Here is an 11485-nt window from a genome sequence, read left to right as displayed (position 1 = left end):
GCCGGCCGGAGCACCGAAGCCGGAATCCGACTCGCGGAGACCGGCCCGACGGAAGAGAAGCCGGGCCCATTCGGGGCTGGGCTGTCTAGAAGAAGGAGACAGGGAGCGGCGTGGACCTCGAGTTCGACGTGACCATCGAGATCCCCAAGGGGCAGCGCAACAAGTACGAGATGGATCACCACACGGGGCGGATCCGGCTGGACCGGATGCTGTTCACCTCCACCCACTACCCGTCCGACTACGGGTTCATCGAGGGCACGCTCGGCCGCGACGGTGACCCGCTGGACGCGCTCGTCCTGCTGGAGGAGCCGACCTTCCCGGGCTGCCTGGTGCGCTGCCGGACCATCGGCATGTTCCAGATGACCGACGAGAAGGGCCCGGACGACAAGGTCCTGTGCGTGCCCGTGGCCGACATCCGCCAGGAGCACCTGCGCGACATCCGCCACCTGCCGGAGTTCGACCGGCTGGAGATCCAGCATTTCTTCGAGGTCTACAAGGACCTCGAGCCCGGCAAGTCGGTCGAGGGCGCCAGCTGGGTCGGCCGCGCCGACGCCGAGCGCGAGATCCTGGCCTCGATCAAGCGGCTGAAGACCGACGAGGCGGAGCACGCCCCCGTCGTCGACGAGGCCGAGACCGAGGCCGAGACGGCCTGAACTGTCAGCGGCCTGACCAGGCCGCGCATCCAGCAGGGCCCCGGCAGGTTCCGCGAACCAGCCGGGGCCTTCTCGATGGCGCCGGAGTCTGGTGACGCCGCGCGGCTGGCGGGCCGCGGCGGCTGGCCCGGCTTCCGAGTGAGACGTCGTTCGATCCGGCCGTTTAGTAGCCCACGGGCATACTCGGCCGCATGAGCGAGGGGGCCCGCGCCGATGTTCTCGATCAACTATGTCGAGTGATCGCATGCTAGATCGAGGCGCAGGTGGGGGGTGCAGCGGCCAGCCGAGGCGATGGCGCCGCTGATCGCCGACGCCCTGCTTGACTTCTTCGAGATCAGCCTCAAGCCCGGAGCCGGTCCGAGCTGACACCCGCTTCGGTCGCGCCGCACCCGCCACGCGCGGCCGGGACCTGGCGGCCCGCGGCGAAGCCGCCTGCGCGCCGCGCTGGCGCGCCGTGCTCGGCGGGCGCGTCGGTCCGCCACCTGTCCGGGCGTCAGAACATCGCACCACGCACGGGGGAGGCGTCGAAAGGTTGATAGCCGCGCGAACGGTGCGCCTGGAGGGCTGATAGCGCCTGACGGGCCAAAGCCCTTGTCGGGCAGGGTGAGAGCCGAAGGCGGGGATTGAACCCGCGACCTATCGCTTACGAGCTAACACCGCCTGAGCGGTGAGCCGACCTGCGTCGTTGCAGGTCGCTCGCACCCCGTTCCGCCCGAAGGTGATAGGACTTCATCGATCTTCGTTCGTGCGGCGAGCCGCTACGGCAGAAGCTCGATGAACTGCTCTACCGACAGGTCCGCGTCGCGGATGATCCGGCGGAGCGTGCCCGGCGGGACGTCCTTACCCGCATGCACCGGTACGACCACGAAACGACCACCGAGGCCGGTCAACATGTGATGGCTGCCCTTGACGCGGAGCAGCTTGAAGCCGGCCTTCTCCAGGGCCCGGACGACGTCCGCGCCGGGCCTTGACGGGAGCGGAGGCATTCAGGCGACGTCCTGGACGATGGTCAGCACCGACGGGACGCCCAGCTCCTCGATGACCAGGGTGACCGCCTCGTGGAGATCGGCGACCGCCGCTTCCGGGGTGTCCCCGACGCCGTGAGCCCCGCCCTTCGGAAAGACAGCATGGGCGCCCCAGGTGCCGTCTTCCTCCTGCTCCAGCTCATACGGAATCTGGATCATCCGCTTCATGGCCCGACTGTACGCCCGGAAGCCATCGACCGTAGGTCCTGACGCGGACCGGTCGGGGGGCACGCCGCTCAGAACCGGTCACCGAGCCCCAGGCGGTCGTGAGCCTTCCGGGCTCGGCGGTCCTGGGCGCCGGCCGCGTACCGGTCGACCATCTGGCGGGATCTCCAGCCCATGATCCGCATCAGGTCGCCCTCGGTCCCGCCGGCCTCCAGCCAGTCATCTGCCAGCGTGTGGCGGAACTGGTGAGGGTGCAGCCGAGGCAGGCCGATCAGCGCGCCGCGCCGGTAGAGCATCCGGGCGATGCCGTCCCCGGTCAGGGCGTGCCGGCCGTTCGACGCCAGCCACAGCGCGGGGAGGTTGGCGCCCTTCTCCCGGGCACGGGCCCGCAGGTACCGGCCGAGCGCCAGAGCCGTGTTGTTCCCGATCGGTACGTCGCGGAAGCGGCGGCCCTTGCCAAGGACGCGCAGTGTCTTGGCCGCCAGGTCGACGTCTGGGACTTCCAGCTTGCTGACCTCGGCGCGTCGGCCGCCGCTGTCCATCAGGGTTCGGATGATCGCGTTGTCGCGGCGGTCGATGAACAGCTTGCCCGCGCAGGTCGCCAGGAGCGCCCGGATTTGGTCGTCCTCCAGCACGGGGACCGGCTTGTCTGGGACGACCGGTGGTCGCATCCGGTCGAGCGGGGATCGTTCGATCTCGTCTTCGGCGATCAGCCAGCCGAACCATTGCTGGAGCCCGCGGTACACCTGGTTGGCGTAGGCGGCGCTCCGACCGTTCGGGCGGCGCGGACTCGGCAGCGTCCGGAAGTCGATCAGGAACTGTTCGACGTGGGAGCGGCTGATGTCGGCCGCCTCGGCGGGTGCGTCGTCGCGGTCGAGTAGCCAGGCGACGAACAGGCGCACCGCGTTCAGGTAGAGCCGGCGCGTGTTGTCCGAGGCATTCGCCGCGTCCAAGGACCGGTTCACGACGTGATCAGCAGATCCCACATCGGGTCGATGGCGGTCATGCCGCACGCTCCCCGGCCGCACGGGCGCGGCGGGCCTGGACGCTACGCAGGGCGAGGCGCTGCATGTGGGCCCGCCGTAGGCAGTCGGCACGGCGGGCGCGTTCCTCGGGCGGGAGGGTGCCGTCCGGGTCGGCCTCGCGCTCGAACTTGCCGAGGAACGCGGCGCGGGCCGGCGCGGTGACCTGCACCGGGTCTTCCTTGGCCAGGCGGGCGTTGGCGGCGATCTGGGCGCGCAGCCGGCGGACCACTTCCGGGGGCTGTTGCCGGGTAGTCCTGGCGGTCCCGGTTTGCTGGGGCTGTTCGTGCGTCACGATGAGGGTGCCTCTCCTACCTGGTGGGTGGGGTAGGCGGGCCCGGCGGAAGCTTGGCGGCGCTGCCGGGCCCGCTGTCGAGCCGCGCGGATGCGCGTTCGGAGCGGGCGGCTTCTCTTCGCGAGCGGGCCATGTCGGCGGCCATGGCGGCGAGTTGGGCGTCTCCGGCGAGGCGGTAGCCGGCGCCTTCGAAGCGCCAGGAGCCGAGTGCGATGACTTCGTCGCCGGTGTCGTCCTCGAGAGGGCGGTTCCAGGCATCGAGTGGGGTGCGGGGGTTGCCGGCGCTGTCGTGGGTGCGGATCCAGTCGCGGCGTTCCTGTCGGCAGGCGCCGAAGGTGGTCGAGTAGCGGCGCGATTTGGTCAGCCAGTGCCCGCGGTAGCCGTACTGGTGGGCGTTGGCGCGCAGCCGCAGGCCGGCGAGGTGGCGCCGGCCACCGAGGTCCCAGGCGGCTTTCACCATCGCGGCCTGGTGGGCGTTGAGGAACGGCAGGACCCCGAACAGGTCCCCGGTCGTGCGGATCGGCCGCGACAGCGCGCCGGACTCGTGGAGATCCTTGGTGACGTACTTGGGCAGGTAGTTCGCGACGGCGGCCGGGTCGAGTTCGGCGCCGCCGGCCAGGCCGATGTGCTTCTCGTCGTGTTCCGGTCCCCAGCGGGCATCCACCAGCCCGGCGCCGGTCGGGGTCGGGCAGGGCTCACGGACCCGCTCGACCGCCCAGCGCCAGGCGGCGGCCAGCAGCTTCCCGGTTGCCCACTCAGGTGGTTCCGGGTAGTCGCCGGAGATCGAGCTGTACCCGTCGAGGCGCAGGATGCCGTGGTAGTGGATCAGGCAGCGGGCCTGGTTCTCGGCGACCTTGACGTACGAGAGCTGGACGAGCTCCCGGATCCCGATCCGGACGGTGCCGTCTTTGCGGGTGCCGCTGGTGAGCGGGGCGCCGATCTGGTGGGCGATCCGTCGATACCAGAGATCCACGGTGCGTTCCACAGCCGCGCCGCGGTCGCGTTCCACAGGACGGCCCCGGCGTAGTCGTAGCAGCACGGCGTGACCGCCTGCCCGAGGGCGGGGTCATCCAGCTCCTTGTGCTTGCGCAGGCAGCCGATCGGGTTGCCGTGCCGGCAGACGCCCCGGCGCGGGTGGCACGGTCGGGCTTTCTCGTGGTCCTTGGCGTTGCGGGAATGGACCTTCCCGAACGACGGCGCGGTCAGCGTCACGAACAGGCCGGGATGGGTGGCGACCGAGGCGGGCAGGCCCCGGCCGCCGGCCAGGCCGGCATGCACGATCTGCCAGGCGTCCCCGGCGTAGGTCCACGAGCACGACGGGCAGACACCCGCGCGCCGGTTGCCGCACGGGATCAGGATCGTGCCGTCCGGCTGGGTCGCGGAGTCGAACGTGCGGCGGATCTCCCCGGTGGCGGTGTCGACCTGGCCGCTCCAGCCGGACAGCCGGATGGGCCGGGTGCAGCCAGCGATCCGGTTGACCTGTGTCCAGAACGCGCCAAGGCTGCCGTCCGCGAGGCGCGGGCCGGCTTCTGCGGCGACGTCGAACGTCAGGAGCGCCACGAGGGGTGCGGTCCCTTCCCAGGGCGAGCACGCCGCGACGAACCCCTATCGGGGCTGTGGGCGTGATCTACGGAAGTGCCCGGGTGTCCTCTGCCGGCCGTAGCGAGCGGCCTGGGTGGTGCGGCAGGAAGGGGCGGGCGGGGACCGGACTGGGAAGGGTTGGTGCCTAGCGACTCGTCCAGCCGACTCGTGGTGCTGGACGCTCGCTCTCGCGGCTGCGGGTGCTACCTCGCTCTGTGTGTGGGTGTGGTCCCGCAGAGCACGGTAGCCGGCACGATCCGCCCCTGTCCGGGAAATACGCGCGGCAGGTCCGGTTTCGGGCGTCAGGGTGGCAAGGGGATCTCCTTCGGCTAGAGGCTGTCGGGGGTCCTGGACCCCGCTCAGGCCCGGGAACCTTGATCGCCGGTCGGGGGGTCTAGGTCCCTAGGCCGCAGGTCAGCGGGGTGGGGGGGTCTAGAGGGGGGTCTAGGTCTAGACCCGTCCGGGTCTAGGAGTTCTTGGCGGCGGCCACGAGGTCGGCGCGCTCGACGCCGTTGCGGTTGGTCCCGGTGTCGACGCCGGGGCTCTTGGCCCAGACCTGCTTGGTGGTCACGCCGAACGGCTTGAGGGCGGCGGCGAGGGTCTCGGCGGCCCAGGGCATCCGCTCGCCGTCGGGGCCGGTCGCGGCGTACCGCTCGGGCCAGTGGGCGTAGAGCCGGCCGCACAGCGTCGCCGAGTGGGCCTTGGGCTCGGCCATGACCTGGAGCAGGTCGGCGATCAGGCTGTAGTCGGGGCCGGTGTCCTCCGTGTACGCCCACTGGCCGGCGGCGTAGCCGGTCAGGGTGCCCGCGGCGATGCGCATCGCCCGCGCGCGGGCGCCGATCTTCTTCGACTCGGGAATCTGGATATATGCAGTACGGACCACGGTCGGCTCGTCGCCGCCGCCGACGAGCATTCCGATTCCCTTGTCCGACGGCCGGAGCGTCGTCGCGCGAATCCCGTTCTTGTATGCGGAGGTGCCGAGCACCATGTCGTTCTCGACCTGGCCCATGACCCGCAGGCAGAACCGGATGGAGACGTTGGCGGACACGCCGGTCGGGACCGACTCCTTGTCGGGCCGCTGGGTCGCGAGCATGAGGATCACGCCGAACGCCCGTCCGAGCTTGATGCAGTCCTCGGCGAGCTGGCCGGCCTCTTCGCCGACCTTCGAGTCGGAGAACAGGTTCTGCGCCTCATCGATCGTCATCACCAGCGGGTGCAGACCCAGCTCGCGGCGCGCGGCCAGCTCGCGGGTGACGGACCCGTCGGGGGCGAGCGCCTCGGGGATGCCGGCCATGACCTCGGTCCGGCGCAGGATCTCCTTCTTCAGGTCGCGCAGGCCCTCCAAGGCGGCTTGGACGCCGGCCGGGCCCATGGATGAGACGTAGCGGGTCGCGAACAGCTCGGCGCCGGACAGGTCGCGGTTGCCCTTGAGGTTGAACACCCACGACTCGGACAGCGGGTCCAGGCCGACGGCGAGGACCAGCGGGCGAAGCGCGGCGGTCTTGCCCGCGCCGGGGATCGCGCCGATCAGCACGTTGTTCTCGAACAGGCCGACCTTGACCGGGCGGCCGCGCGGGTCGGTGCCCCACGGGATGGAACCGGGGGCGAACAGGTCGACCGTGCCCGAGCGCTCCAGCGCCCACGGGATCGGTGGCAGCGTCGAGAGGTCGTGGTCGCCGACGAACAGGATCAGGCGGCCCGGGTGGACCTCGGGACGGCCTTCCGGCCAGACCGCGCCGAGCGGGCGGCGCAGGCCCGACGCGACCCGGGAGCGGGCGTCGAGCACGTCGGAGACCGTGACCCCGAACGGCAGGTCCAGCTCAGCGCGCCAGCCGTGCCCGTCCCGGCCGATTCCCGGGGCGATGAAGTCGATCTGCTCAGCGGCCCTGTCCGACAGGTTGCGGATCGACGCCGCGCCGAGCGCGCGGACGATCGCGTCCGACGTCAACCGCGGCGGCGCACCGGCCCCGGTGACGCGGGAGGACACGACCGGCTTGTCCTTGCGCCGCCCCGCCAGGCCCAGGCCGAGGATCGCGGCGACCGTGCCGCCCCAGAACCCGGCCGGCTCCAGGTACCACAGCAGCGTGTCCCCGACCCCGGCGACCAACAGGACGCTGCCGGCGATCGACGCGCGGCGCTTGAGCCGGCCGTCACGCTGCCGGGTCAGCGCCAGGTACGCCGGGGACGTGTCGACGCTGCCGCCGGCGGCACCCGCGATCAGGCCGTGGGACTCCCAGTCGAGCACCCACCGCCCGGCGAGCTTCACCAGCCGCAGCGCGCCACGCGGCGCGTTCGCGGCCAGCCGCAGCACGTACAGCGGGGCGCGCACCGCGTGGAACGCGACCGGGTGCAACACCGCACCCGCCGACCACACCACCGCCGCACGCCGGGCCTCCGGGTCCAACAGCCACGGCGCGAGCACCGGGCGCCGCTCCGCCTGCCGCTCCCACGGCGCGAGCGCCTCACCCACGAGTGCCGGCCGGTCGACGGGCACCGGGTCGGCCCCGTCGCCGTCCAGCTCGACCGCCACCGTCACCGGGATGGCGTCCTCGGCGTCGAGCGCGGCCGGGGTGTCGAGTGTCGGGGTCCATGGGCCAGCCAGCAGCTTGCCGGGCGCCGGGGTCGCCATGTCGTCGTCGGGAAGCTCGGTCACCAGGCACCTCCGCTGGGAGTCGGGACGTCGGTCAGGGGCCAGGACGAGCCGCCGAGTGGGGCGATCCCGGCGCGGTTCGAGGCGGCCAGCTCGACCCGCTCGGCGGTGTCCACGACCAGGCACACGGCCAGGCCCGCGACCCGCAGGACGAGCACGAGCACGGCCAGGAGCACGAGCAAGCCGGTCGCCCACCACGGCACGCGGGCCAGGTCCGCGCGGATGCCGCTCATGCCGCATCCACGGCCGGAGCCGGGGCGGGCTTGCGGAGCTCGGCGAGGTAGCGCCGGGCGGTCGCCGGGGTCAGGCCGGCGGTCGGACCGAGGTCGGCGGCGAGCTGCCGGTCCGACCGGGTGTCGCTGTCGGGTAGCCCGGCGAGCGCGTCACGGCCGGACGGCTTCGGCCGGGTGGTACCGGTGCCGCGCCGGGCGGTGGTACCGGTGCCACGACGGCCGTGGCGTCCTCGGCCGCCGGGGCGGGCGCGTCGGCGCCGTGGCGGCCGGTCGCCTTCATCACGGTCACGAGCGCGAACGCGAGCACCGGCCAACCGGCCATCACCGGCCGCCACAATCCCGGCTGGCCCGTCAAGGCGCCGGTCTTGTCGTCGTGGTGGGCGAGCGCGGTCGTCAGGTTGCACGCGAGCGAGAACCCGACGGCGGCCATCGTGACGAGCACCGGCCAGAACGCGCCGCCCTTCCCGTCGGCCTGGCGGCGGTGGCGGGTCTCCAGGACGGCGCCGATCGCCATCGCCTCACCGGTCCCGGCGATCAGCACGGCGGCCCACAGCGGCTGACCCGCCCAGCGGGCCACCTCCACGGTGTGCACGGCGGCGATCGCGAACATCCCCGCGCCCAGGCCCATCGGCAGGCCCCGGCGCACCGCCAGCTCCAGGCGGGAGCCGCGGGCGGTCACTGGGCACCGCCGGTCGCGCGGCGGGCACCCACGCCGTAGCGCACAGCGTTGCTGGCCTCGGGCATGTAGGGGCGGATCTCACGGACGAGCACCCCAGCGCGGTCACGGCTCAGGGCGATCCCGCGGGCGGCGAAGGCGGCGATCAGCGCGGGCCGGTTCCAGGGCTGGCCGGCCTCGGCAATCTCGGCGGCGATCTCGTAGGCGGCCGGGCGCAGCTCGGCCAGCGGCGTGACCGGGGTACGCGCCGGTCGGGCGGTCCCGGCCAGCGTCGCGTGCAGCGCGCGAACCGCGTCGAGGGTGTGGCGCTTGACGGTGGCCTCGGCCACGCCGACGATCTGCGCGGTCGCGGCGATCGACTGCCCTTCGACATAGCGCAGCTCAATGAGCCTTTCCCTGCAACGACCCGTCACGCTAGGTAATCATCACGGGTCGTGATCGACGGCTGGGTCGCCGACGACGAAACGCGGGGCAACCGGTAGGAAGTAGTCCTCTCACAGATCACTTCCGCCGGAGCCCCGCGTCCTCATGAGTGTCACATACACGAGCGTCCTGCCCCTGAGCGATCACACGGTCGTCCGCCTTGCCACGCTCCTGATTGCGGAACGTAGGCGGACCGGTACGCGGAGCGGGACCCGCGCCCTGTCTCCATGGGAGCAGGCCGTGTTCGTCCTGCGCTGGTTCTGTGACGGAACCCCGGTCATCCGGCTGTGTCGGGACAACAACATCGGCAAGTCGGTGGGCTACCGCTACCTGCACGAGGGCCTCGCAGTCCTGGCCTGGCAGGCCCCTGACCTGCGCAACGCACTGATCGCCGCGAAGTTCGCCGGCTACGACCACGTGATCGTCGACGGGACGGTGATCGAGACCGACCGGGTGACCGTCCCCGGCCCGACGAAGGGCGTGGACCTGTGGTGGTCAGGAAAAATCAAGAACCACGGCGCGAACGTGCAAGTCGTCTCGGGTCCCGAGGACGGCTGGCCGCTGTGGGTGTCCGACGTCCGTCCCGGCCGGGAGCACGACACCACCGCCCTGCGCGCCTCCGGCGCCCCGGAGGTCTTCGAGGAGTGGTTCGCCGACGGCGGGCAGGTGCTCGGCGACGGCGGCTACGAAGCGTTCGGAACCCAGGAGGGGCAGTTCGCGGTCCCGTTCAAGAAGCCGAAGGGCGGGGAGCTGACCGCCGAACAGAAACTGCACAACCGCATCCACTACGCCCTGCGGGCGGTCGGGGAGCGCGCGAACGCGCTGCTCAAGGTCACCTTCCGCCTGCTCCGCAACGTCACGATCGACCCCTGGAAGATCGGGCTGGTCGCGAAAGCGTCCCTCGTCATCCTCCACACCGAGTACCAGAGGACCACCTGACGACCAACACACGATCACACTATTGATACTCACCCAGGGTGACGGTCGGTTGCAGGGAAAGGCTCAATCACCTGCCGCAGCCGCGGCGACAGGCTGTCGAGCGCGCCCCGCAGCGCCTCGGGCAGGCCGGACTGCGTGGCGGGCTCGGGGTCGGTGAGGCTGGCGGCGGCTGTCACCCGGGCGACGGCTTCCTGGTGGTTCCAGGAGCTGGCGGCGTAGATGGTCATGGTGCGGTACACGACGTGGCCGAACAGCCAGCGGCGGAACTCCCCGTCGTGCGGGAGGTCGCCGCGGGTGAGCAGTTCCAGCGCGGTCGTGAACACCTCCTGCGTCAGGTCCTCCACCTCATCCAGGCGGCCCAGAGGCAGCCGGCGGCGCAGCGCACCGCCGACCCGCAGCTGGTAGCGGCGGTACAGCTCGGCGAACGCATCCGGGTCACCCAGCGCCGACCACACCGCCAGCACGCCATCAGCGGTCTCCTCGGCCGACGAGACGACATCGGCCGAGGCGTCGGGCATGGCGCTGCCGGGGGTCGCCTTGGCGGCGTACTTCGCGAGGTAGCCGGCGATCAGGTCCAGGTCGCGCGGGTCGTCGTCCGGCGCCGGGGTGGTGAGAACGGGGGTGGTCATGCGGCACCTGCCAGCGATGACGGGACAGACGAGTCGGGGGTAAGTGCGGTGTCGATGCGGGCGAGCTCGCCGGCCAGGGTCGTGACCCGGGCGGCCCAGAAGCCGGCGATGTCGTCGTCGGGGGCGGTGGTGGTGTGGTGTTCGGCGCGGGCGAGGTCGGCGGCTTTGATGCGCGTAGCTCGGCGAGGCGGGCGCGGCGCTCGGCTGGTGTGCCGTAGCGGCCGGCGGTGCCGGGACCGGCCATCCAGATCGCGAGCGAGACCCGGCCGGGCTCGTCGGCGTCGATCGCGGCGGCCATCGCCAGGCCCTCACGGACCCGGCGCGGCGTCCACTCGCTGTCGGGGAACGACAGGTGCAGGTTGACCGCATCGGCCAGGTTTCCCAGAGCCGCCCGGTAACGCAGGGCTCGCATGGCGTCGTCGCGAGGCGAGTCCACGACCGAGCCAACGGTGCGGAACAGCTCGACGCGGGCCGCGTCCAGCTCGTCCGGTGTCAGGTCCTCGAAGCTCATGCCGCACCCGCCAGCGACGACGGGACAGCTGGGTCGGGGGCGGTGGCCTGTGCGGTCTCGTGGGCGATGGTCAGTAGGTGCAGCCGGGCACGGTCGGTCGTGGCCGACGTGGCGTAGGCGGGTGTGGTGCAGGAGTCGGTGTCCCACTCGGCCCAGCCGCGGGTGACCTTCGCGGTCCGGTAGGCGTCGCGGGCGGCGTCGAGGTCGGCGGCCGGCGCGGACAGAGCCAGGGCGATGACGTAGGTGGCCAGCGCGTCGGCCTCGGTGGCGGTCGCGGTGGCGAGGGCCCGCAGGGCCTCGCGGTCGGACGCGGACGGGGCGGTGCGGGCCGCTTCGCGCAGGGTGGCGCGGTCGGACTCGACGGAGGTCCGCCAGGCGGCGTAGGCCGCGCGCAGCGGCTCGCGGGTGTCCTGGTCGACCCCGGCGCGGATACCCCACGCCTGGTCTGGCTCGGTCAGCGCGTCCAGCAGACACGAGGCCAGGGCCGGGCAGGTCCGGCAGATCCGGACCGCGGCCGGCGCCGGACCGCGGACCGGGAACCACAGCTCGGGATCAACCTCGGCGCACGCGGCGACTTCGCGCCAGGCGTACGACAGGAGAGAATGGGACACAGGCGCTCGACCCCTTCACGGTCTGGTGCCAGGCCCCGGGCCGGTGTTACGAGCACCGGCCACGGGGCTGTT

12 protein-coding genes and 1 pseudogene are annotated in these 11485 nt (G+C 72.1%); 2 read left to right on the top strand and 11 right to left on the bottom strand.

Annotated features, from left to right (window positions below; genetic code table 11):
- The first annotated feature begins 110 nt into the window (after positions 1-110).
- Entirely contained in the window at positions 111-653 is a 543-nt protein-coding gene (locus tag FRADC12_RS11725; protein ID WP_045876673.1) for an inorganic diphosphatase, read from the top strand.
- A 758-nt stretch (positions 654-1411) separates the two neighbouring features.
- On the opposite strand, the gene FRADC12_RS11720 is transcribed toward FRADC12_RS11725, so the two are convergent.
- From FRADC12_RS11720 to FRADC12_RS11680, 9 genes and pseudogenes are all read right to left on the bottom strand, one after another.
- The gene (locus tag FRADC12_RS11720) at positions 1412-1639 is read right to left on the bottom strand and encodes a type II toxin-antitoxin system HicA family toxin (RefSeq protein ID WP_045876672.1); all 228 of its coding nucleotides are present in this window, start codon (positions 1637-1639) and stop codon (positions 1412-1414) included.
- The gene (locus tag FRADC12_RS11715) at positions 1640-1846 is read right to left on the bottom strand and encodes a type II toxin-antitoxin system HicB family antitoxin (protein WP_045876671.1); all 207 of its coding nucleotides are present in this window, start codon (positions 1844-1846) and stop codon (positions 1640-1642) included.
- A 68-nt stretch (positions 1847-1914) separates the two neighbouring features.
- Positions 1915-2808, bottom strand: coding sequence for a tyrosine-type recombinase/integrase (locus FRADC12_RS11710; RefSeq protein ID WP_232303740.1), 894 nt, complete (start codon positions 2806-2808; stop codon positions 1915-1917).
- Positions 2809-2845: 37 nt separating this feature from the next.
- Positions 2846-3160: a hypothetical protein gene (locus tag FRADC12_RS11705; protein ID WP_198152868.1), complete on the bottom strand. Its 315-nt coding sequence runs from the start codon at positions 3158-3160 to the stop codon at positions 2846-2848.
- A 16-nt stretch (positions 3161-3176) separates the two neighbouring features.
- Positions 3177-4720: pseudogene (locus FRADC12_RS34315) on the bottom strand (replication initiator).
- Between the two features lie 487 nt (positions 4721-5207).
- Positions 5208-7394 (bottom strand): hypothetical protein, encoded by a 2187-nt coding sequence (locus FRADC12_RS11695; protein WP_045876669.1) that lies wholly within the window; start codon positions 7392-7394, stop codon positions 5208-5210.
- Positions 7391-7624: a hypothetical protein gene (locus tag FRADC12_RS11690; RefSeq protein ID WP_045876668.1), complete on the bottom strand. Its 234-nt coding sequence runs from the start codon at positions 7622-7624 to the stop codon at positions 7391-7393. The genes FRADC12_RS11695 and FRADC12_RS11690 overlap by 4 nt, the downstream gene beginning before the upstream one ends.
- Before the next feature lie 70 nt (positions 7625-7694).
- Positions 7695-8303 carry a hypothetical protein gene (locus FRADC12_RS11685; RefSeq protein WP_045876667.1) on the bottom strand — a complete coding sequence of 203 codons (609 nt, stop codon included), beginning with the start codon at positions 8301-8303 and terminating at the stop codon, positions 7695-7697.
- On the bottom strand, positions 8300-8713 hold the full coding sequence (locus tag FRADC12_RS11680; protein ID WP_045876666.1) for a sigma factor-like helix-turn-helix DNA-binding protein: 414 nt from the start codon (positions 8711-8713) through the stop codon (positions 8300-8302). Before FRADC12_RS11680 ends, FRADC12_RS11685 begins: the two co-directional genes overlap by 4 nt.
- Positions 8714-8828: 115 nt before the next feature.
- On the opposite strand from FRADC12_RS11680, the gene FRADC12_RS11675 reads away from it, so the two are divergent.
- Positions 8829-9662 (top strand): HARBI1 family protein, encoded by an 834-nt coding sequence (locus FRADC12_RS11675; RefSeq protein WP_045875985.1) that lies wholly within the window; start codon positions 8829-8831, stop codon positions 9660-9662.
- Positions 9663-9691: 29 nt separating this feature from the next.
- Here FRADC12_RS11675 and FRADC12_RS32190 read toward each other — a convergent pair whose 3' ends face one another.
- Positions 9692-10291, bottom strand: coding sequence for an RNA polymerase sigma factor (locus FRADC12_RS32190; RefSeq protein WP_045876665.1), 600 nt, complete (start codon positions 10289-10291; stop codon positions 9692-9694).
- A 507-nt stretch (positions 10292-10798) separates the two neighbouring features.
- Positions 10799-11413 carry a WhiB family transcriptional regulator gene (locus FRADC12_RS28360; protein ID WP_052710859.1) on the bottom strand — a complete coding sequence of 205 codons (615 nt, stop codon included), beginning with the start codon at positions 11411-11413 and terminating at the stop codon, positions 10799-10801.
- Between the last annotated feature and the right edge of the window lie 72 nt (positions 11414-11485).

Origin of the sequence: Pseudofrankia sp. DC12, from assembly GCF_000966285.1 — a bacterium.
Taxonomy (GTDB): Bacteria; Actinomycetota; Actinomycetes; order Frankiales; family Frankiaceae; genus Pseudofrankia.
This window is presented reverse-complemented; position numbering and strand designations above follow the sequence as displayed.

What these genes read in the sequence shown, in the direction of transcription:
- FRADC12_RS11690 (WP_045876668.1), bottom strand. Translation starts at nt 7,624, where the DNA reads ATGAGCGGCATCCGCGCGGACCTGGCCCGCGTGCCGTGGTGGGCGACC.
- FRADC12_RS32190 (WP_045876665.1), bottom strand. Translation starts at nt 10,291, where the DNA reads ATGACCACCCCCGTTCTCACCACCCCGGCGCCGGACGACGACCCGCGC.
- FRADC12_RS11675 (WP_045875985.1), top strand. Translation starts at nt 8,829, where the DNA reads ATGAGTGTCACATACACGAGCGTCCTGCCCCTGAGCGATCACACGGTC.
- FRADC12_RS11720 (WP_045876672.1), bottom strand. Translation starts at nt 1,639, where the DNA reads ATGCCTCCGCTCCCGTCAAGGCCCGGCGCGGACGTCGTCCGGGCCCTG.
- FRADC12_RS11715 (WP_045876671.1), bottom strand. Translation starts at nt 1,846, where the DNA reads ATGAAGCGGATGATCCAGATTCCGTATGAGCTGGAGCAGGAGGAAGAC.